This is a genomic window from Halorubrum ejinorense (assembly GCF_055389685.1).
The window spans coordinates 1,606,772-1,626,543 of record NZ_AP043777.1; the positions used below are offsets into that span (position 1 = coordinate 1,606,772).

The 19,772-nt window shown below is 60.9% G+C and carries 24 protein-coding genes and 1 tRNA gene; 8 read left to right on the forward strand and 17 right to left on the reverse strand.

Features of this window, described 5'->3' with window-relative positions; all coding sequences use genetic code 11:
• Positions 1-41: 41 nt before the first annotated feature.
• Together ACZ5KW_RS09220 and ACZ5KW_RS09225 are read right to left on the reverse strand one after the other, a co-directional pair.
• Positions 42-194, reverse strand: a complete 153-nt coding sequence (locus ACZ5KW_RS09220; protein ID WP_343777553.1) for a DUF7837 family putative zinc-binding protein — start codon at positions 192-194, stop codon at positions 42-44.
• A 534-nt stretch (positions 195-728) separates the two neighbouring features.
• Positions 729-1,013: a hypothetical protein gene (locus ACZ5KW_RS09225; RefSeq protein WP_343777552.1), complete on the reverse strand. Its 285-nt coding sequence runs from the start codon at positions 1,011-1,013 to the stop codon at positions 729-731.
• Between the two features lie 151 nt (positions 1,014-1,164).
• On the opposite strand from ACZ5KW_RS09225, the gene ACZ5KW_RS09230 reads away from it, so the two are divergent.
• Complete coding sequence (locus ACZ5KW_RS09230; protein WP_343777551.1) at positions 1,165-1,704, forward strand: DUF7342 family protein; 540 nt, start codon at positions 1,165-1,167, stop codon at positions 1,702-1,704.
• A gap of 3 nt (positions 1,705-1,707) precedes the next feature.
• A complete protein-coding gene (locus tag ACZ5KW_RS09235) occupies positions 1,708-2,166 on the forward strand; it encodes a hypothetical protein (protein WP_343777550.1) in 459 nt (152 codons plus the stop codon).
• A gap of 370 nt (positions 2,167-2,536) precedes the next feature.
• On the opposite strand, the gene ACZ5KW_RS09240 is transcribed toward ACZ5KW_RS09235, so the two are convergent.
• Entirely contained in the window at positions 2,537-2,863 is a 327-nt protein-coding gene (locus ACZ5KW_RS09240; protein WP_343777548.1) for a hypothetical protein, read from the reverse strand.
• A gap of 242 nt (positions 2,864-3,105) precedes the next feature.
• Here ACZ5KW_RS09240 and ACZ5KW_RS09245 point away from each other — a divergent pair, with 242 nt between their 5' ends.
• Positions 3,106-3,294 (forward strand): ribbon-helix-helix domain-containing protein, encoded by a 189-nt coding sequence (locus ACZ5KW_RS09245; RefSeq protein WP_094557920.1) that lies wholly within the window; start codon positions 3,106-3,108, stop codon positions 3,292-3,294.
• A 107-nt stretch (positions 3,295-3,401) separates the two neighbouring features.
• Here the strand turns inward: ACZ5KW_RS09245 and ACZ5KW_RS09250 are convergent, their stop codons facing one another.
• Together ACZ5KW_RS09250 and ACZ5KW_RS09255 are read right to left on the reverse strand one after the other, a co-directional pair.
• Positions 3,402-4,289 carry an SDR family NAD(P)-dependent oxidoreductase gene (locus tag ACZ5KW_RS09250; protein WP_343777547.1) on the reverse strand — a complete coding sequence of 296 codons (888 nt, stop codon included), beginning with the start codon at positions 4,287-4,289 and terminating at the stop codon, positions 3,402-3,404.
• Positions 4,286-4,678: a hypothetical protein gene (locus ACZ5KW_RS09255; RefSeq protein ID WP_343777545.1), complete on the reverse strand. Its 393-nt coding sequence runs from the start codon at positions 4,676-4,678 to the stop codon at positions 4,286-4,288. The genes ACZ5KW_RS09250 and ACZ5KW_RS09255 overlap by 4 nt, the downstream gene beginning before the upstream one ends.
• 263 nt (positions 4,679-4,941) lie before the next feature.
• On the opposite strand from ACZ5KW_RS09255, the gene ACZ5KW_RS09260 reads away from it, so the two are divergent.
• A complete protein-coding gene (locus tag ACZ5KW_RS09260; RefSeq protein ID WP_343777543.1) occupies positions 4,942-5,304 on the forward strand; it encodes a DUF6141 family protein in 363 nt (120 codons plus the stop codon).
• A gap of 73 nt (positions 5,305-5,377) precedes the next feature.
• On the opposite strand, the gene ACZ5KW_RS09265 is transcribed toward ACZ5KW_RS09260, so the two are convergent.
• The 7 genes from ACZ5KW_RS09265 to ACZ5KW_RS09295 form a co-directional block, all read right to left on the reverse strand.
• The gene (locus tag ACZ5KW_RS09265) at positions 5,378-6,013 is read right to left on the reverse strand and encodes an SOUL family heme-binding protein (RefSeq protein ID WP_343777541.1); all 636 of its coding nucleotides are present in this window, start codon (positions 6,011-6,013) and stop codon (positions 5,378-5,380) included.
• Between the two features lie 80 nt (positions 6,014-6,093).
• A complete protein-coding gene (locus ACZ5KW_RS09270; RefSeq protein ID WP_343777539.1) occupies positions 6,094-6,423 on the reverse strand; it encodes a hypothetical protein in 330 nt (109 codons plus the stop codon).
• Positions 6,424-8,200: 1,777 nt separating this feature from the next.
• Positions 8,201-10,408 carry a type B DNA-directed DNA polymerase gene (locus ACZ5KW_RS09275; protein WP_343777538.1) on the reverse strand — a complete coding sequence of 736 codons (2,208 nt, stop codon included), beginning with the start codon at positions 10,406-10,408 and terminating at the stop codon, positions 8,201-8,203.
• Positions 10,392-10,673 (reverse strand): DUF8156 family protein, encoded by a 282-nt coding sequence (locus ACZ5KW_RS09280; RefSeq protein WP_343777537.1) that lies wholly within the window; start codon positions 10,671-10,673, stop codon positions 10,392-10,394. Before ACZ5KW_RS09280 ends, ACZ5KW_RS09275 begins: the two co-directional genes overlap by 17 nt.
• Positions 10,673-11,362 carry a P-loop NTPase family protein gene (locus ACZ5KW_RS09285; protein WP_343777536.1) on the reverse strand — a complete coding sequence of 230 codons (690 nt, stop codon included), beginning with the start codon at positions 11,360-11,362 and terminating at the stop codon, positions 10,673-10,675. Before ACZ5KW_RS09285 ends, ACZ5KW_RS09280 begins: the two co-directional genes overlap by 1 nt.
• 417 nt (positions 11,363-11,779) lie before the next feature.
• A tRNA-Val gene (locus tag ACZ5KW_RS09290) sits at positions 11,780-11,854 on the reverse strand.
• Positions 11,855-11,984: 130 nt separating this feature from the next.
• Positions 11,985-12,413: a hypothetical protein gene (locus tag ACZ5KW_RS09295; RefSeq protein ID WP_343777534.1), complete on the reverse strand. Its 429-nt coding sequence runs from the start codon at positions 12,411-12,413 to the stop codon at positions 11,985-11,987.
• Positions 12,414-12,457: 44 nt separating this feature from the next.
• On the opposite strand from ACZ5KW_RS09295, the gene ACZ5KW_RS09300 reads away from it, so the two are divergent.
• Positions 12,458-12,997 (forward strand): hypothetical protein, encoded by a 540-nt coding sequence (locus ACZ5KW_RS09300; RefSeq protein ID WP_343777532.1) that lies wholly within the window; start codon positions 12,458-12,460, stop codon positions 12,995-12,997.
• A 48-nt stretch (positions 12,998-13,045) separates the two neighbouring features.
• On the opposite strand, the gene ACZ5KW_RS09305 is transcribed toward ACZ5KW_RS09300, so the two are convergent.
• Together ACZ5KW_RS09305 and ACZ5KW_RS09310 are read right to left on the reverse strand one after the other, a co-directional pair.
• On the reverse strand, positions 13,046-13,321 hold the full coding sequence (locus ACZ5KW_RS09305) for a DUF7553 family protein (RefSeq protein WP_343777531.1): 276 nt from the start codon (positions 13,319-13,321) through the stop codon (positions 13,046-13,048).
• A 105-nt stretch (positions 13,322-13,426) separates the two neighbouring features.
• Positions 13,427-14,380: an alpha/beta fold hydrolase gene (locus ACZ5KW_RS09310; RefSeq protein WP_343777529.1), complete on the reverse strand. Its 954-nt coding sequence runs from the start codon at positions 14,378-14,380 to the stop codon at positions 13,427-13,429.
• Positions 14,381-14,539: 159 nt separating this feature from the next.
• Between ACZ5KW_RS09310 and ACZ5KW_RS09315 the strand changes: the two genes are divergently transcribed.
• Both ACZ5KW_RS09315 and ACZ5KW_RS09320 read left to right on the forward strand, forming a co-directional pair.
• On the forward strand, positions 14,540-16,129 hold the full coding sequence (locus ACZ5KW_RS09315) for a sulfatase (protein WP_343777527.1): 1,590 nt from the start codon (positions 14,540-14,542) through the stop codon (positions 16,127-16,129).
• Entirely contained in the window at positions 16,129-16,551 is a 423-nt protein-coding gene (locus tag ACZ5KW_RS09320; protein ID WP_343777526.1) for a GtrA family protein, read from the forward strand. The genes ACZ5KW_RS09315 and ACZ5KW_RS09320 overlap by 1 nt, the downstream gene beginning before the upstream one ends.
• A gap of 25 nt (positions 16,552-16,576) precedes the next feature.
• Here ACZ5KW_RS09320 and ACZ5KW_RS09325 read toward each other — a convergent pair whose 3' ends face one another.
• A complete protein-coding gene (locus ACZ5KW_RS09325; protein WP_343777524.1) occupies positions 16,577-16,990 on the reverse strand; it encodes a winged helix-turn-helix transcriptional regulator in 414 nt (137 codons plus the stop codon).
• A 139-nt stretch (positions 16,991-17,129) separates the two neighbouring features.
• Here ACZ5KW_RS09325 and ACZ5KW_RS09330 point away from each other — a divergent pair, with 139 nt between their 5' ends.
• Entirely contained in the window at positions 17,130-17,690 is a 561-nt protein-coding gene (locus ACZ5KW_RS09330) for a DUF2703 domain-containing protein (protein WP_343777523.1), read from the forward strand.
• A 198-nt stretch (positions 17,691-17,888) separates the two neighbouring features.
• Here ACZ5KW_RS09330 and ACZ5KW_RS09335 read toward each other — a convergent pair whose 3' ends face one another.
• Entirely contained in the window at positions 17,889-18,590 is a 702-nt protein-coding gene (locus ACZ5KW_RS09335) for a TVP38/TMEM64 family protein (RefSeq protein ID WP_343777520.1), read from the reverse strand.
• A 135-nt stretch (positions 18,591-18,725) separates the two neighbouring features.
• Positions 18,726-19,505 carry a DUF429 domain-containing protein gene (locus ACZ5KW_RS09340; RefSeq protein ID WP_343777518.1) on the reverse strand — a complete coding sequence of 260 codons (780 nt, stop codon included), beginning with the start codon at positions 19,503-19,505 and terminating at the stop codon, positions 18,726-18,728.
• Positions 19,506-19,772: the final 267 nt, after the last annotated feature.

Here is a 19,772-nt window from a genome sequence, read left to right on the forward strand (position 1 = left end):
CTGTAGACGCGATGAAGAGCACTTTATTCTGCTGTCTGCGACTACTCCGGGGATACAACGTCCTCACACGTCGGACACTCGGTCCACACGCCCTCGGTGCCGTCGTTTTTCTCGTACTCAACAAGAATCCACGCTTCCGAGATCTCCGCACCACATTCCGGGCACCGACCGAGGGAGGATTCGTCAGCGTTCATGGAAAGGGGGGAAGGAGCGTGTGACAGTATTCCTTCCAAATGAATTTCACTCGGGAGAGAACCTAAGCCTTTGGCGGCTTTGCGGGTCGAACGCACAGAATTTCCGGAGAACACAGATCACCAGTAGCATTAACTCACAGCCACCAAAACGTTGGAACCCATGAGTGTCCGCACAGTACTTACTCGGCTACTGCCTGGTGACGGGACAGAGGTAGTCGTGGAGTGCCGCCAGTGCGGTGAGAATCTTGCGTCGGGCGCAGATGAGTGTCCCAACTGTGGATCAGATGAGATAGAGCGCTTTCAGATTTCAGGATAGACTGCCGCGTTTGGGATACCTCAGTATTCTTCAGACAGACCATTGTCCGAACTGCTAGTCGCTGATGAGTGCGAATTGGCCGTTGATATTTCTACCAATTTAGGAAGATGTTCTGATAACGGTACAAGATACAGGGCGCGAGTCGGCCAAAAAAGGCAACCTCATTCGAGGAGTCGAGTCGGGAACTACAGTAGCCAGCTTGATTGGGCGATTGATGACTACGACTCGAACGATGCCCCGACTCCGTTAGCGATCGCTTGGAGATCGGCCTTCCGGAAGGTGGAGTCGTCGGCCGCCTCGGGCGACTCTGCGATGCCGATGTGCGCCCGGATGAGTCGGCGCATCTGCGGTGTTGAAGATTGCCCCGCCTCGTTGCCATCGACTCCGAGTGCCTCACAAATAGCTTGTAGCTCCTCCTTCGTGAACGACGCCTTGATTTCCCGTTCGAAGCGGCCCGTCGCCGCTCGAATCGCGTTTTGAAGTTCTTGGACGGTCGGACTCATAACTCTCCACTCTCCGCTTATCGCCCTCAAAGTTCCTACTCAGTGGCAGCGTCGGGATGTCGTCGTCGTGGAATTCTCGCATCCCACGAGCTGGTTCGATATAGAACAAATAGTCTCAACCTATATTAAGATACAGTCCGAACGGTGTGGTATGACCGGAGACGAATCGAATCCGAAGGGTCTGATGGAACGCCAAACGACGGGTGAAGATCGTGTGCGGATGACCGCCAGACAGCTGTCGGAGCCGCGGACGGCCAACTGGGTCGCTTCCGAAGCGGACTGGTCACACGAGCCAACCAAACGCGTGCTTGAACGCCTCGTCGACGATGGTATTCTCCATCGTGATGAAAGCGGTACTCACACGACGTACTACCCTGATTATCGCCGCCAAGCGATGCAGGAGGCGATGCGGCTTCGAGATAGCGGACATACTGTCGAGGAGCTCACGGACCGTCTTGCCGAGATGAAGACGCAGATCCGTGACTGGGAGGACGAATTCGGCGTTAAGTCACCGAACCAGCTTCGCGGAACGCTCGCTGACGAGTCTCTTGACGCTGACGAGGAAGACCGTCGCCGCGAGATCGCCCGTGAGTGGGAGCACCTTCAGCGACGTATCCGGATCGTCGGCTTCGCTATCCGCGAATGGGACTTCCTCGCCCCGACGACAGAGCCTGCCGAGGCCAACAGCTAACGGATGTCTGTCCCGCATCCCGGTGGTGATCCGAACGCGAACCTCTATGCTCAGCTAAAACGGGATGTCTTCGATCGTGTACCACAGATTTCGACGGTCGAGTTCGTTCCGGATGATATCGAGGCCACGCAGCTGCGAGCGATGTTTGATCCGACTCGTCTTGATCCCCCGACAGGCCCTGAGTCGCCGGAACTGACTGTCAAGTGGTATCGACAGGACCCAGACGATTGGTTCCGCATCAACTATACTGACTCGAACACGGGCTTTCACGCCGGCTGGCACCAAGACGAGGACCATCCCGATCTCGGGCAGGCGCATTTTCAGTACTCAACCGCCACAACTGAGGACCGATGGGGGATCACATTCGAACACGAAACTCCCTCTCTGATCCTCTGGGAAATCGTCGAGGAACTTCTCAAGGGTGTCCGTCCCACCTACCAATACGCGAACGATGAATCATAACTCCCGGTGACACCTCGAAACCGTCCCGATCAATACTCGTGAGATCCTTGGAGCGCTACCGATACGACAAGGAAAAAGATCGTAAAGGCGAGTAGATCAGTTCAAAGCGCGACGAGTCTGTCCTTGCTGGCGACAGCCACTTTGCCACTATTCCCGGTGTCAGCGTCGAAACCTACCGGTGACCATCGTCGCTTCTGCTCAAAGTTCATGAGGCCGCTGTAGGCATACGTACGGGTGATGCGTATGCGTTCCGAGTTGAGGCGTTCCGCCATACCGGGTCACACGACCCAATCACGTATGCTGAGCGACCGGAGTTTTCGTGACATGTCTGTCCAAACGACGTGGGAGAGAGTAATTCGATCTGTCGAGGTTAGGATTCGTCGGTATCGCCTGTAAATTCGTCCTCGCCGTTGAGCCGCCCCGCAACCCCGTTCATGGCATAGATGAGTGTCGCTGCGACGTCGAACGCGTCGGTTCGTGACAGCCCGGACATTGGTTTTGTGACGAATTCCTCACCATCTGCGTTCACTCCGGTGATTGGAGTTACGGAATACTGCCCGTCGCCCATCGTCCCGTCAAGGCGGACGAAAATTGTCTGATCGTCCTTGAGAATCCACTCGATGTAGTATTTATCGTGAATCTCCTCGCTCCACCCTGAAGGATAGTAATCGAGGTCCTCAGTTTCACTTTCGGGCATAAGGTGTACCTGAGTATCGTGTGTAGTAGCGATTAAAAATGTGTGTTCCACTCTTCGCTTGAATTCTCTCTGAAGACCATACCACAAGAATCGACCGAGTACGCAGATCTATTGGCTGATCTCGTACTCCGTCAGTTCAAATATACCCTGTCGTTCACAGTAGATCGGTTGTATCGGAATCAGTTGGCTAGTCTGGTGTGCTGTGCGACACTATGAAGATATTCCTCTGCGAATACGAGTGTATGCCGAAGGTCAGCGTCGAGATTCCCCAGGAACTGCTTGATGACCTTGACGAACACGTCGGTGACGAGGGAAAATTCGTCAATCGAAGCGACGCGGTTCGAGCATCGATCCGCAAAACACTCGACATGCTCGATGAGATCGATAGACGACACGGACGGGCTGAGACGGATGAAGCTGAATCTCATTAGTTGTCCCTGAGAGAACAACTCTGCGTGCGCCTAGGCAGTCCCGCGAGCAAGGCTCCTCTGAGAAGTACAGATACGTCAGAGGCAGGGAGTGAGCATGCTACCAGTTGCTAGTCCATAGTCGACGCCGGCCAGTCGAGTGTAATGCCGACCAGTTCGGCACTTATTCGCCAGAGTCGTCGTCGAACCGCTTGGTTCGTTGCCTCGGGGGCGGGGTCTTCGGGACCATCGCTGCCAACGTATTGGCCACTTACAGAACCATACCGAGGGTCCACGAGAAGCATTTGGAGGCGTTCGGCGGCCGCCTGTTTTGAGGTGGCGACACCCGGAATCAGCCCGGCGATCCGAACCAGCACCCGCGTTCGGAGCGACACCTCGCGGAACAGGTCCGTCGACGGAATGAACCCCGGATGAACACAGTTGACTGTGACTGCGGCGTCGTCCGGGAGCCGAGCATCAAGTTCGACCGTGAACGCAATGTTCGCCAGCTTCGAGCGGGCGTACGCGTCGAGTGAGTCGTACTCGTCCGTCAGTTGGAGGTCGTCGAAATCGAGTGTCGCTCGCCGATGGATGTCTGAGGCGGTAATGACAACACGGGGATCGGGTGCGTCGCGGAGATGGTCGAGCAATTCGTATGTCAGGAGGTAGGGGGCCAAGTGGTTCACCGCGAGCGTGAGTTCGATTCCATCCGGACTCTCACGCCGCGACCCGGCCGAGAGTCCGGCGTTGTGAGCGAGGACGTCGATCCGGTCGTACTCGCGTTTCACGGTTGCTGCGAGGGACCGAACGGTGGATTGAGACGCGAGATCGGCCTGATGGAACGCGATTGTTCCGGCAAAGTCTGTGGACCGTTCTACGAGAGTTGCCCCCTTCGACTCGTCGCGGCCGACGACTACGACGGTCGCACCTCGGTTTGCGAGGTCAACCGCTGCCACCCGTCCGAATCCGCTCGTTCCGCCTGTGAGAAGGATCGTGCGGTCAGAGAGATCGTCGGTCATGTCCTGTTTCGACGCCGACGGTCCAAGAGCGCGAGGAGCACATACACAGCGCCGATCACGCGGACACCGTCGGTGAGGTGTTCGTTCCACTTCACTGACTCAGGGTCTTCGTACACGAGCGGCCCCGCGATGTGCTCGTACAGTCGCGGGATGAAAAGCAAGACGGCACCAAAGATTCCGGTGACATTCATCAGCCACGCGTAGAGGCGGCCGCCACGGAGCGCGGCGAGTGTGATAACGACTCCTTCCGCCCGAATCAGGGGACCAAACCACGAATGGACAGTGATTTCCTCAGGGTTCTCGACCGCAACCGTCTCGAATACGTCCACGATCCGGTCCGGGGCGAGCGTCGTGAGAACGCCGAGTACACCGAGGAACTGCCGTAGCATACGCCGCTCTTCAATCTGACGTAGCTTAAGAGTCGGTGCCAGCAGAATGGACTCCTCACGTCGGCGCGGTGCTCGATTGACCGTCTCTCTCGTTTCTGGTGTTGCCGTTACCACACAGGTCCTAATCCGGTGTCCGGAGAATCTAATAGCGAGTAGCGACGATTTTGACCAACTCACTCATGGAGGGAGAGCCACATTTTCGTGAAGTACAACGGTTTCGTCAGCCGTGGATCTGGGTACTTCTCGGAGGTGTCTCTCTGCTCATGATCGCATTCGGGCCCATCTCGTGGGGAGGGCTCGTCGTTGTCGGCGCAGTCGCTATGCTTCTCTACAGCCTTCGTCTTGAGACCGAAGTGAGAGCCGACGGGATCTATCTCAAAATGTGGCCTCTTCACCGATCAGTCCGTCGAATTCCGTGGTCAGAGGTTGAACGATACGAATCCACACAGTACAGCCCTCTTCAGGAGTTCGGTGGCTGGGGGATCCGATGGACTCCCGGGAAGCTCGCATACAACGTTAGTGGTGACCGGGGAATTCGGATCGAACGAACAACCGGGCGGGTAGTGCTCGTTGGATCACAACGTCCCGAGGAACTCGTCAGGGCCATTGACGAGGTGGCACAGTAATCCATCTCTGTGCGCACTCTTTCTCCCACGCCTCGATGTACAGTTCAGAGGAGCGTTCTCACGTCACCCACCGTCACTCCCCCTCGACGACTTCTACCGCCACTTCATTTCGTCGCATGAATGGTGGTGTCCACGGGTCATTATACCGGAGAAGATAGGGATCGCCGTCCGGCTCGATAGCTTCATCTTCAAGCGTAGCAAGCAGCTTCTCCGTCCGCCGTTCGACCCGCCACTCCGGCGCATACCACGAAAACTGGTCCACAGCGACCGTCTTCTGTGGTTCAGTGACGAGTGTAACAGCTGGGTCCGTCGGTTCCGGTGCCGTTTCAGGCGTGTACTCGGATGGCAGATAGAACGCCATCCGAATCGTCTCAGCGTCGGTCTCGGTTGCCTCTGATCGAACAGGAGCCGTCATCGCAATTGAGTCCCCAGATTGGGTTTCGACAGGGGCCGTCATCGAGATCGACTCATCCCCGTGGTTGGCTCCGGAGATGTACTCGAAGAGGCGTTGAAACGCAATCCGTTGCGTCGGCGCTGCCGTTTCAACAAGAACTGTCTGCGGATAACGCCGAATGTCTGCGCCGTTAATGCTTCGTAGCTGTTCGTACGGGACTGACTCTGCCTTCTTAGTCGAGTAGAGTCCCCATCCAACCCAGCCGGCAAGTACCACACCACCACCAACGAGTATCGTTTTTGTAATTGATCTCACACAGCACTATTGTCGTCTATCGTGATTAACGAACTGCCCAACAAGGTTGAGCTCTTTCGCTGTCCGACAAATAAACAGCTCTATGCGTGATGACGGAGGATTGCTGTGATCTCTTCGGGAGTCTGTGTGGGGTCAGTCCACTCATCAGTATCTGCGGATTCGATGTAGAGTTGGAGCATGTGAGACCCTTCGAGGAGAAAGACGGACGCTCTCGTGTCCGGATCCGACTGATGTTCGAACGCCACCAGGAACCAGTCTTGCGTCCCGTCTTGTGCTATTTCGACGTCTGTCTCACTGACGTCCCATCCCGTCGGAATATCGACCTCGGAAAGAAGCGTATCACGCGTCTGCGCAGCCGCATCAGCGTCGGGATCCGTGAGACTCGATAGATGCTTCCGAAGTGCTGTCATACGATACCGCTGAGTAGACTATTATGACGTGTATAGCTTGTGCATCAGGTCGGGATTCTGAGAGTTTGAGTCGTACGACTTCACCACATTGCTGGTGACGTGTTCGGTAGGAAGGTGGACCTCATTCTGAACGCACCGGACGGTAATCTATGGTTTGTACCGTCATTCTACACACGTCCCATTCGAGGCAAACTCATCAGCAGCTACCAGCAATTGTAAGAATACATGCATTGCTCTGTGAGATGTAATTCAACAGTAGATAGGAGAATAGTTAGTTGAAAACCAAATTGGAATGTCAATTTTTAGTGCGAAATACTAACTAACCTTTGCACATTTCTTAAATAGAAATCATATAGCGGTTCTAACTCACCCTTTCATTTTTCTTAAAGTCAATATCTGAACACGGTATGCGATTCTAATGGAGCTTTTCACTTTTCTTAAAGTCAATATCTGAAGATATAGTCAAGAGGACGACACATCTGTTAGGGTGGGTGAAATATATTATTACATATGTTATTGGAGAGAGATACAAGACGAACACGATGTGCGATTCTAACGGAGCTTTTCATTTTTCTTAAATCCAATATCTGAACACGGTATGCGATTTTAACAGAGCTTTTCACTTTTCTTAAAGTCAAAAGTAAGTAGCGATCATGTCCATTATTATATGTGAGTGTCTAACATATTATTAGGGCTGTATCGTTCGACTCAACTCTCGATAGTCCCCCGATTCTAACGGAGCTTTTCATTTTTCTTAAAGTAAAACGGCTATTTTCGGGATCTCTCGAAAACACGCCAAAATCATGGCGCTGTTTCTAAGAGTATTAGAGACACCGCCAAGCAATCTAAGCGTATAAATTGGGTTTGGCGGTGTTGTTGTACCCCCCGATATCGTCCGAAAGTGTGTGTTGTTATAGAGGTGAGAGGGGGTTTACCCCCTGGGACCTTTGTCCGCTTGCTGCGGGACGGGCAGCACTGGCCAAGCGCCCCAGTGGGGGGCTTAGTGAGTGTAGTGTGCGTATTTTTATATATCTACTTCACCCTCTAGTTGAGGGTGAGATACAGGGGGAGGTCAAACGGTATGCGTTGGAAGATCTGGGGTGCTTAGATTAGGAGTGATCCGCAGTTTGTGTTGTTGGTCTACTTCTTCATAGAGTCGCTCCTCGCTACTGGCACAGTCCATGGAAGAATGTAAATACTGTCAGGAGAACCAGGTGGTCCCGGTTCTCGACAAAGAGATAGAACAGCAGCCCCGTGCCGGAAATAAATACCGAGGACATTGTCTTTCGTGTGAGCGCTGGCTTCCAATGTGCTCCGAGGAATACTTTCGAACCCACTCCGACCCTCATTATCTCCCTATCGGAGAACATGAAATCGTTCGACTCTCTGAAGTAGGAGTTGATGAGGGATTCTCGATGTCAGACCTTGTCGACCAAGGCACTGAACATAGTGTTTCTTCCCGGCAGTCGAGTGATGGACACGAAGTAGGGCAAAACCGAACGATGCGAAAGAAGGTCGTGATTGAGTGTGTTCTTGATATGACTGTTGAGGAGTTTATCGACAAAGAAACAGCCACTCAGTATCTATCTCATCGGTTCAGAGAACTAGGCTCGTGATCGCATGCCTCAACACTGTTATTGAGTACTGCTAACTCTTCGGCTCAGTTTTGAATAGCCATTATCGAGATAGTCATTATTTCGATTATAACCTGTATATCCCCGTTCCCGAGAGAACAGAGCTTACAGAGTGAAATGGTTCATTCGAAGGCAGGCACTAGCTAATCGCCTCCAAGGTAACTCTCAAGCGTCGTGTCAGTGGAGTCTGCGAGGTAGTTCGTAATATCGTCTTTTTCCCAGCCGACGCAGGAGACAATACTCTCAGCGGCGCGGACAGCAGCGTCCTCGTACCAACCAACATCGTATGACTCGATGTCTTCGAATGGGAGACAAACCCGGTCAATGCCGCGTCCGTCGTCGTTGACGACGACGTACCGGACGGTTTGTCCCGGTGCGAGGCTGGTTTCGTGGTGTTGCGCGCGGCGGAGCGCTGCGACAGTGAGTGTTTCCTGAGTGTAGGCATCCGCGCGCTTCGAGACTCGGTTCGCAACGATGAGGTCATCCGTTGCCACGTCACCGCGGCGCAACGCCGTGAGGTGCCGGTGGAGGACGTCACACACGGCTTCTGGCGACCGTGTCGCATCGAACACGCGGAGCACGTCTTCCTGTACGGTGGTGACCCACGGTGGTGTGCTTCGCTGCCGAGCTTCGATACCGCGCATTTTGATCGCGTCACCGATTTCGTCAGCCGACGGTTCCTCATCTTGGCGTCGCTTCCCGAAGTATCGAGTTAACGCGCCACTCTCACCGTTCCGCATCGGACAGAAGGCGACCCAGTCGAATACGGACTCATGCTCAAGGGTGATGTCCGTGTCCGCGGAGATCTCTGCGGCGACTGTCGCAAGGGGGCGTTGATCACGGTCCGGGGCCGGAGTGACCCAGATTGAATCAACGATGCCGTGGAGGACACGCCATCCGGCGTCTTCGAGCGCTGTTTTCGCATCGAGCAGTATCTCTCGGGCGAAGGCGTTGATCGCCTCGTGGCATTCGATACGACCGAACTTCGCATTCGAGAAGCCTTGGTACCCGAAACAGGAGACGAGAATCCATTTAATCGCTGACGATGCTGACTTGAGCTGGTCACGTTCAGCGTCGTCGGTCGTTTTCTCCATCTGGTCTTTGATTCGGCTACGCGCGTCGATGAGCGGGCCAAGCACTGTCGGGAGGTACCCGTCGGAATCACAGATCGAGTATCCGAGACCGGGAACGTCGTCGCTCTCACAGCAGCCACACCGAACTGTTTCCGGGGAGATGTTCCGCGTACGGATGATGTTCGGGTACAGCGACGCGAAGTCGAGTTCGTGGACGTTCTCGTGGACGCCGACTGCCGGTGCAAACGTGGTTCCGCCTCGGTCGGCGGCATCGAGTGTCGCTGCCGACTTGAACAGCTCCGGCCGCCACGCGTGCCACGGGACGAGGACATCACGATCGCGGGCGGCGGAGACTTGTAGGGCGGTGAGGACACGTCCAATCGACGCCCAGCCGAGTTCTTCGAGCGGCAACCCCACCCGGTCCACGAGGTTGAGACACCCAGGTAGTCCCGCTTCGTGGTAGAAGAACGTGTTCGACTCGTCGATCACGACGCGACCGGGAAGGGTGTACCGAGCGGGGGAGTGTCCGACCTGCCCGTAACTCGTGTACGAGCATTCTCCTGTAAGTTTCGTATACCCTGGCTCGCGGCCGAGTTCGAAATTCCGTACCTTATGCGTGTCGGCGGCGTCGAACAGGAGCGGAGTGAGCTCCGCGGTCGAGACGACAATAACGTCGGGATCGTTCTCACCGACGGCTGAAGCGACTGCGTTCACTGCGGCTTCTGGCGTCGGGCCGGCCGACTCACCGTCGATCATGAGGTGTGAGAGGGCTTCGAACCCTGACTTGTGCGCTGGGATCGAGAGGGCGAGCGTGCGGAGCGACCGGATGGACCGGTCTGGGCTGGCCGGTGCCTTTGTTTCGAGACAGTACCGGAACTGACGCGTGAGATCGACGTTGTAACACGTGTACTCGGCTGGGCGGTTGAACTGCTGAACACGCCGCGCGATGCGCCGTACGGCATCAATACTGGTGGCGTCGATCCGGAGGAGCGGCCGCTGCTCAGTCCGGAAGGTTTGTCGGTGGAATTCGCACCGTACGTCGGCAACTGCGTCCTGGCCGGCGAGGAACGCTCGCAGTTCGGTCAGCGACTCAGACAACCCGTCACGGTCCGGTGGCGTCGGTGTCTGTCCACCGCGCCGCCCATATAGGTCACGGACGGCATCACCGACGAACAACGTCGGCGTGTACTCCTCATGGACTGTCCGAGTGATGCCGTCGTTTGTGAGTGCCCAACGGACAACATCTCCTGAGGAGCGGAAATCAACCGTCAGCACCATCAGAACTGGTGGGGCCTTCGAGCTCAGCGACGCGGGCTTCGAGCTCGTCGATGCGGCGTTCCTGTTCGATTGCGACACTCACCAACAGCGGCGCGAATCGGTCCTCGTGATTCAGCATTCCGGCGGCGTCCGCGTGGTCACGTGCGTAGACGAACAACTGGTCGAATCGGGGCTGATCGCGGCGGCGGAGCGTCCGACGATACGGGATCCACCGGTCTTCGATCGCTCGCAGCGTATCACGGTACGTCGGGTTGGTCCGTCCCATCAGACGACCCGCGAGACTGCTTCCTCACTCACGATTGGTGCGTCGTACATCTGGGCTCGGTGGGCAAGCACTTCCTGCCAGTAGGCGAGCGTCGTCTGCACCCACCCGTCACCGAGGTGGTACACGAGCGCATCGATGTCGCCGGCCGCATCGGTGAACCGCGGTCCAAACTGCGTGTCCCGGCAGCGAAGACGGGTCCGCGCCGCATTCACAATTGGTTTCGTGAACTCGTCGTCACGCGACCGCGTCACGATCACCGGTACCTCGTGGACGCGCCCGACACGTGCGAGCGCTGCGAGCGACCGGACGAGTAACTGCTTGGCGTGCTTCGTCGAGGAATCGCTGTCACGGTACAATCGATCGACTCCGGTCACAACCACGACACCGGGGTCGGTCACATGCTCGCCAGCGAGCCGGTCGAGCAACGATGTCTGTTGATGCGCGGTGAATCCCCGAGCGACGTGTATGCGATCGAGATACCGCGGATCGGGAGCCAATTCACGCAATCGAGTGGTCTGTGCGGCACCTGCCGCATCGACCCAATACGCGTCTCCGGCCCCAGCGAACACGTGGTCAAGCAGCAGCGACTGTACCGGCGTCACACCGAGGTCAGCGTCTACGTCCACTAACGTGAGGCCGGAGTCAAGCTCTGGCAACTCAACGCGCGGCTGTCGTCGAGACGCGTTCATGCTGTACACCTGCCTCGTGATATTCAAAGGCGTGAGCCATACACGCACAGTGGAACTGAAAGTGGAGTCACTACACGAAGTGACCCTTTCAACCCCAAACCGACGCCGAATAGATCAGGCGGACTACGCACGGACTCTTCAGAGATACTCACTGACGCTCGCCCGAGCGCGTTCGGCCGGCGCGCTAATATCGACCTGTCCCAGCCGTCGCCGAGACCGTCACGATTCGACCCCAGTTATTTATACACACGTCGACATGATATAAGCGGATTCCCGGACGGAGGCGACCCGCCAACGCGAGCCGTATGAGTTAGGAAGTTTCCGACCCCCCGAAAACACCCGTCGAAATCACGATTCAGTCGCTAGAAGGGCTGAAGGTGAGGAATTCGCACGGTTACAATCCGTGCGTACTACGTATGGGTTGGGGCGGATTCGAACCGCCGGCCTGCTCCGTGTGAAGGAGCCGTCATAACCTAGCTAGACCACCAACCCGCGCACTTCGGCGTACCCGACCTCCGGACTTAAGAGTTACTTTACCGTCGCCGACAGGTGACCGCTTCGTTCGGAATGTCTCCAGAAGCTAACGAGGCTGAATCGGTGGGTTGAGACGCGTGTCCCGCCGTCACCCGATGAGGAAGAACCCTCTCGTGAGAAACGAGGCGGTGATGGCGGCAGTGAACACGCCGGCCGTAATCACCGCGGCACGCTGACGGCCGTATCGGCGAACGGCCACGGTCGCCGGGAGCGCGGTCATTAGGGCGGCGGGAGCCACCGCATAGATCACCACGCCCGGTACGAACCGGTCCACCCCGGTGGCATCGAACGCGATCAGCGAGACGACCTGACCGAGCAGTATCGCGGCGACCGCCACGACACACAGGAGGCCGAAAGCCACGTCACCCAGTCGACTGCCGGAGTTCTCTGAACTCGTCCTCATACGAACACGTCTGTCAGTTAGAATAAGTGTCTTTCCTCGCTTCCGATTGAACGGTCCGTACGCAGCGAGCGTTTCGTCCGTCACTCTAACCGGCGAACCGGTGGTTTCGACCACTGGAACGCCGAAGATTCATGCGGCGGCCGACCGCATCCCCCGACGTGACCCACGAGCTCCGATTCCTCGAACGGCTCCGTCAGCGCGTCGCGAGCCTGCTCCACGCGCCGTTGTCGCTCGTCGGGCTCTACGCCGAGCGGAAAACCCCTCGCGAGCAGTACGCGTTCACGCTCCGCGAGCCGTATCCGATCGTCGAGGCGCGGCTTCACCGGCTGGGGTTCGTCCGCAACCTCGTCTCCTCGCTCAAGTATCGAGCGTACGCGACGCCGCCGGAGACGACGGTCGCGAGTTGGATCCGATACCCCGAGGGAGCGCTCGCGAGCGATTACCAGCTTCACCTCGCGTTATACGTCGGTCCCGACCGTTCGACGACGGACGTGTACGCCCACTGGGAGCCCTCGTGGATCCGGCACCCGATTCGCCACTACCGCGCGACGGACGTCGACGCCGAGGAGGGCATCCAACGTGTGCGGTCGCTGTTCGAGACGGCAGGAATCGAGTACGCGGTCGTGCCGGCGGCGGAGCGACTCGGCGCCGACGCGGTCGGCAATTCGGCGACAGCGTCGGAGCCGCCGCTACGGTGATAGCGATCGAAAAGTCGGGGGTCGTGTCACCGGCCCGAAACCGGGAATCTACTCGGCTGCCGCGTCCCGGCCGCGGTATTCGGCGACGCGCTTGCGGGCGGACGCCACCGCCTCGCGGGCCTCGCCCTCGGCGCGCTCTTCGAGCTCCTTCAGGTCCGCCTGAAGCTTGTCCAGCCGCGAGGGCTCCGGCTCCTCGTCCGCCTCGCGGCCGACGAGTTCCTTCACACGCGCCTCTACGGGCGCTAACTCCTCTTTGACGCCAGCCTTGGCGTGTTCCGCCGCTCGTCCGAGGTAGTACCGTGCGTCTTCGAAGTGCTTACTCATATCTGTCCTTTGGGCGAGGGCAGATATAACCTTTGTGGCGACGCGGTGAGGACAGTATTCGACGAGCGGCGCTCTCGCCGCCCGAACGGCCCGTCGGCAGCGGGGTCACTCCCGCGCGCCCGGCGGCAGCGGGTCGGCGTGGTCGGCGATCGCCTCGGCGACGCGGTGGGGATGCTCGTGGACGACCCAGTGGGTGGCCTCGTCGATCGTGAGCAGGCGCCCGTCGGCGCAGTGCTCGACGCTTTCATGTGCCAGCCGGCGCGCGAGGAACCGGTCCTGTGCGCCCCAGATCACGAGCGTCGGGACGGTCACCTCCGTGCGTTCCGGCTCGGGTCGGTCCCGGACGATCGCGCGGTACCAGTTCACCATCGCCTTGAAGGCGCCGTCGCGGTCCCACGCCCGGCGATACCGCCGCAGGTCCTCGTCGGTGAAGGTGCCGGGCGCGCTCGTGTCGCGTAAGGCGTTCGTCGCGAGCCGCCAGTTCCCGGCGCTGGCGACCGCTTCGGGGAGCTTCGGGAATTGGAACGCGAGCACGTACCAGCTCTTGAGCCGCTGGTCCCACGAGGTGCGGAGCGCGCGCTCGAAGACGGTCGGGTGAGGGACGTTGACGGCGACCAGCTCAGAGACGCGCTCCCCGTGGTGGAGCGCGAGCCACCACGCAACCGCGGCGCCCCAGTCGTGACCGGCGACGGCCGCGGTCTCCCGGTCGTACGCGTCGATCAGGCCGACCACGTCGCGCGCGAGCTCGCCGATCCGGTAGTCGCGGACTGCCGGCGGCTTCTCCGAACAGTTGTAGCCGCGCTGGTCCGGAACGACGACCCGGTAGCCGGCGTTCGCGAGGGGGACGATCGCGTCGTTCCAGCCGTACCAGAACTCAGGGAAGCCGTGGAGCAGGACGAGCAGTTTCCCGTCTTCGGGGCCCGCCTCGACGACGTGGAGCGTCACGCCGTTCGTCTCCACCGCTCGGGACTCGGCGGGGATCGACTCCGGGATCTCGTCGTCGGGGACCGACTCCGGCAGCGTCGCCGCGGCCGGTCGGTCACTGGGGCCGTCGCGCATGGCTAAGACGACGACCGGGACGGTCAAATAGCTACGCTCGACGGCACGTCCGGGGGATCGAAATCCTCAAGCCGCTGGCAAACCGCGCTCGGGTATACTCGTGATACCCCGCGGACCGCTCGCCGCGAGCGCGGCCGCCGGGGTGTCGCCGCGCACTCCATGACAGGCGATTCGTCGGCCCACACGACCGCAGACGTGGACGCGTCGAGCCACGACGCGGCCGTTTCGAACGTCGTTCTCGTCACCGTGGACTCGCTTCGGGCCGACGCCGTTTCGCCGTACGACGCGGATCGCCACTCGCCGGTGATCGACTCCCTCGCCGCCGACGGAACCGTGTTCGACCGCGCGTTCGCGAACGGCAACTGGACTCCCTTCTCGTTCCCGTCGATCCTCGCGTCGGAGCCGGTGTTCGCCCGCACGGGCGACATCGGCGTCGGCGAGTCGGAGACGCTCGCGGAGGTGCTCTCCGAGGCGGACGTCGCGACCGGCGGCTTCAACGCCGCGAACGGCTTCCTCACGGAACACTGGGGGTATCCGGACGGGTTCGACGAGTTCGAGCCGTTCGTCACGAGCGTCGGATCCAGCGTCTACAGCCGATACCTCGCGGCGCATCCGACCGTGGAAGCGTGGATCCAGCTCGCGTCCTCCCCGGTCCGCCGACTCGGGTCGAAGCTCCGCGGGGACAGCGACGACCGCCCGTTCCTCGACGCCTCGCGCATGTTCGACGTCGAGGACGCGGCGACCGCGTTCGTCGACGACACCGACGAGCCGTTCTTCCTGTGGGTCCACTACATGGACACGCACACTCCGTACGTTCCGGCGCCGCGGTACATCCGCGAGGTGTCGGACGGTATCGTCGGCACGCATCAGATGCTCCACGCGCACGCCCGGACGAGCCTCGGCCTCGAAGTGGGCGAGCGGACCCTCCGCGAGCTCAGAACCCTGTATCAGGCGACGGTGCGGCAGGTCGACGCCAGCGTCGGTCGGCTGCTCGACAGCCTCGACGACGCCGGCGTCGCAGACGACACCGCGGTGCTGCTCGCGGGCGACCACGGCGAGGAGTTCCAGGAACACGGCCACCTCGCGCACTACCCGAAGCTGTACGACGAACTGATCCACGTGCCGCTCGTGGCCGACGTGCCCGGGCTCGACGGCGGGCGCGTCGACGGCCACGTCGGCCTCGACGCCATCCCGCCCACGGTCGCTGACCTGCTCGGCGTCGACCCGGCGGACGAGTGGCACGGCGAATCGCTCGTGCCCGCGCTCCGAGGAGACGCGGAGCCTTCCGCGGACACGCCCGACGATTCCACCGACCAGCCGACGAAAGACGAAGCGGCAGCCGGCTCCGATCCGGGTGAGAATTCCGAACTGGCGGACGACCCGGTCGTCTCGGTCACCGTCCGCGGCGACGACGTGACCCAACAGCCGATCCCGCGGTCGCTGTCGGACGGCGACCTGTTCGTCAGCGCCCGCGACGACGACTGGACGTACATCGAGAACGTCGACGCCGGGGAGGCGGAGCTGTACCACCGCTCCGCCGACCCGACCCAACAGGAGAACCTCGCGCTCGACCCCGACGACCGGGCACAGGCCGTCATCGACCGGTTGGCGCCGGTGGTCGACGCCCACGCGGAGCTCCTTCGCGAGCGCGGCGAAGCGGCGGAAGCGGCCGCCGCCGAGCGCGGCGACGACGGTGACGAGGTCGACGAGGACCTCGAAGCCCGTCTCGAAGCGCTCGGGTACAAGTGATGATCCGAGCGGCGTTACGAGACCTCCTGAGCGGGCCGATCGCCGTCCAGATGCGACGGTTCGTCGTCGTCGGCGCGCTCACGGCCGGGCTCCAGCTCGCGCTGTTGTGGCTGTTCGTCGACTACGTCGGGCTGAACTACCTCGTCGGCGCGGCGATAGCCATCGAGATCACCATCATCTGTTCGTACGTGCTCAACAACGCCTGGACGTTTCGAGCGCGGCAGAACACGGGCTTCTCCGAGTACCTGACCGGCCTGTTGAAGACGAACCTCGTCCGCGGCACCGCCATTCCGATCCAACTCGGCGTCCTTGCCGTCCTCGTCGAGTGGGCCGGCGTCCCGTACCTGATCGCGAACGTCCCCGCCATCCTCATCAGCGGCCTCTACCGCTTCGTCCTCGACGCCAAGTGGACGTGGGGGTGACCTCGACGACCGCTCTGGCGCGGATTCAACACCCGTCACCGACCGTCACGCAACCGTCCGCAAGCGCCTCGGTTCGGCACTCAGCGGCCGTGTCGAGACAGTCCTCGACTCGACCCGCCTCGGTCGCTCGGTCCCGGAGTTCGACCAGCGACTCCAGTTCCCGGAGGTGAACGGCGACCCGTTCCCCCTGATCGGTGAGCGAGTAGCTGGTAGTCGGCGGTGACGTCTCCGCCACCGTCCGCTCGACGAATCCGTGACACCGGAGCTCTTTGAGCCGCTGCGAGAGCATCGGTGCGGTCAAGCCGTCGAGTTCGCCCTCGATCTCGTTGAACCCGCACGGGCCATCGGAGAGGAGTCGAAGGACGTGGACGGACCACTTCGGCCCGAGAACGTCCTGTAGCCCGTGCCACTTCGCCTGCCATCGCTCGTTCTCCCTCATGACACTGTTTCAGGCCCCGTAGACGGATATACGTTCACCGTCGCACGCAGTCGCTCTCCGGGTACTTTCGGTACGCTAAGTCCCTTTGTGTTTGATTACTGACTAATATATCTGTCCGCGAGCCGTACGCAGAACCGCGATGAACGACTTCACTGACAGCGACCGGATCGCCGTCGTCCGGCCGGCGATCAAATCGTACTCGCGGCGGACGATCACCGTCGATTTCCTCTATCTGGACGACCAGACGTGCGAGCGGTGTATCGGAACCGAAGCGGCGCTGGAAACGGCGCTCGACCGTGTCGAACCGATCCTCGACGCGCTGGACGTCGGTATCACCCTCAGAGACGTCCACGTCTCGACGCTGGCGGCCGCCGAGGCGACCCGACTCGCCGTGTCGCCGACCGTCCGTATCGACGGCCGAGACGTGCAACCGGACTACGTCGAGAACGCCTGCGAGTCGTGCGGCGACCGCTGTGGGTGTGTGGGTGACGTCGACTGTCGCCTCTGGCGGTATCGCGGCGAGGAGTACACGACCGCGCCCGTCGACCTGCTCATTGACGCGCTGGTACGGGCCATCGCCTCGAACCAGACGCGGTTCGGTCGACCGGGCGAGAGCAGCGCGGACGGGCTCTCGTCGAACGTTCGGGGGTTCTTCGAGGCCGCGCCAGACGACGACTCGGCGTGTGGCTGTGACTGCTAGCTCTCGCATGCGCGGGTGAAATCGAACGCCGCCGTGGCGATGGTCGGTACGGCGGTACCCACCGAGGGGTCCGGCCTTCGCGCGGGGGAGTCCGCCCTCGCTGCGGTCCACTCTCGAGTCGGCGGTGCGCTCGGACTCGGGAAGACTGTTGAAACCGGTCGCAATTGACCTCGAACGAGGCCGCCCCGAGGGGCGGTGTCAGAAGGGGAGCCGCGGCTCGAAGCGTTCGACGAGGTCGCGGACCGCGTCCTGTTTGTAGTACCCGACCGCCGACGCGACCACGATGAGCGCGAGGAGCGCGATCGCCGAGAGGAACCGTCCGCTCGCGATCTCGCCGCCGGCGTAGACGGCCAACACGTACGCCGGGAGGCGACCGACGGCGATGACGGCGATGAAGGTGGGGAGCGACCACTTGGTGAGCCCGCTCAGGAAACAGATCGCGTCGTCGGGGAGTCCGGGAACGACGACGAACGCGAACAGCCCGGGAATGCCGACCGTTTCGACGAAGCCGTCGAACCGAGCGACGACGTCCTCGTGAAGCACGTTCTCGACGAACGAACGGCCGAATCGCTTGGACAGCGAAAAGGCGATCGCGCTGCCGATGAGGACGCCGGTGAGGCTGTAGACGGTGCCCCAGAACGAGCCGAAGAGGTACCCCGCGACCACGGCGACGACCTGTCCCGGAATCGGGGCGACGATGACTTGGAGCGCCTGAAGGGCGATGAAGACGAGGGGGGCGAAGATCCCGAACCCGTCGAGCCACGCTCGGAGGGCCGTGGCGTCAGTGAGAAAGCCGGCGTACCGACTGACGAGGACGTAGAGCCCGACAGCGAGGACCGCGACGCCGATCGCTGCCGCGATCCCCCGCCGGCGGTCCGCCCGCGAGGAGAAGAGTCTCATTCGTGTGATAGCGGGCGACAGAGGGACTTGAACCTTACCACGACGCGACAGACCGCTCGTCGACGCAGACTCGCGGACGCGACGCCCGCTCGTCACATCGGTCCGGCACCCGCGAGCAGTCCGGACCGTCGCCGCTCATGCGAGCGGCTCGTCGCTCCAGTACGCCATTCGCATCGGAACTCCCTCGCTGTCGCGGTGGGTCTCGCCGCCGGGCAGGAACCGGAGTTCGTCGAGCGGGCGTCGCGCGACGGTCGCCAGCCCGAGCGCGTCGACGGCGTCGTCGACGGTGGGATCCGCTTCGGCGACGACCTCGGACGACTCGTCGGCGATCCCCCGGCAGACGTGGCCCAGCGCCTCGTTCGGGTCGTCGAGGTGACCGTCGAGCGCGTCGAGTCGCTCGCCCACGCCCGGAGCCGTCGTCTTCGAGTGCTCCAGCGGCCGCCCGGCGAGCCCGCGGAAACACACCTCCGGGTGCGCCTCCATCACACGCTCTCGGGCCGTTTCGTCCTCGCGGAGGAACGCGTCGACCGCGCCGACCGCCGGCGCGATGTGGTACGACTGGCGACTGAGTCCCTTGTCGAGGTCGGCGCGATTCCGCTCGTTCACGCTCTCGTAGCCGTCGTCGTCACGTGCCAGCTCGCACGCCGCCCGCGAGGGGACGGGGAACACGCTGCTCGGCCGCTCCGCGGCCGACCGCGCAGCGGAGTCGACCGCCTCGCGTTTCGCGAGCGTTTCCGCGTCGTCCGGGAGTCCGATCGGTACGTCGACGAGGACTCGGTCGACGCCGTCGTCGCCGTTCCAGAGGGCTTCGAGGTCCGCTTCGAGGCGACACCGCGGCTCGCCGTCTCCGTCGATCACGACCGCGAGCCACGCGCCCCCCGCCCAGTCGACGCCCGCGACGGTCTCGGTTGGCATCGATCGGTTCAGGGTCCCCAGTCGGAAGTGGTTGCTGGGCGAAGGCAAACGGTACGAACTGGTGAGCACCGAGTCGTACGCCGCGGTCGACCACCGACATACGAACGGTTGAGCTCGTTGAGCGCCTCTGCGAGTCTCTCTTCGGGGGTCCCTGCCGGTGTCTCAAGCGTGGGCGCCACGTCGTCTCACCCGGCCTCCCACCAGACATGGCCTTCACACCCGCGTCGGTGGACTCACTCCGCGTCGGTGGAGCCACTCTACGTCGGT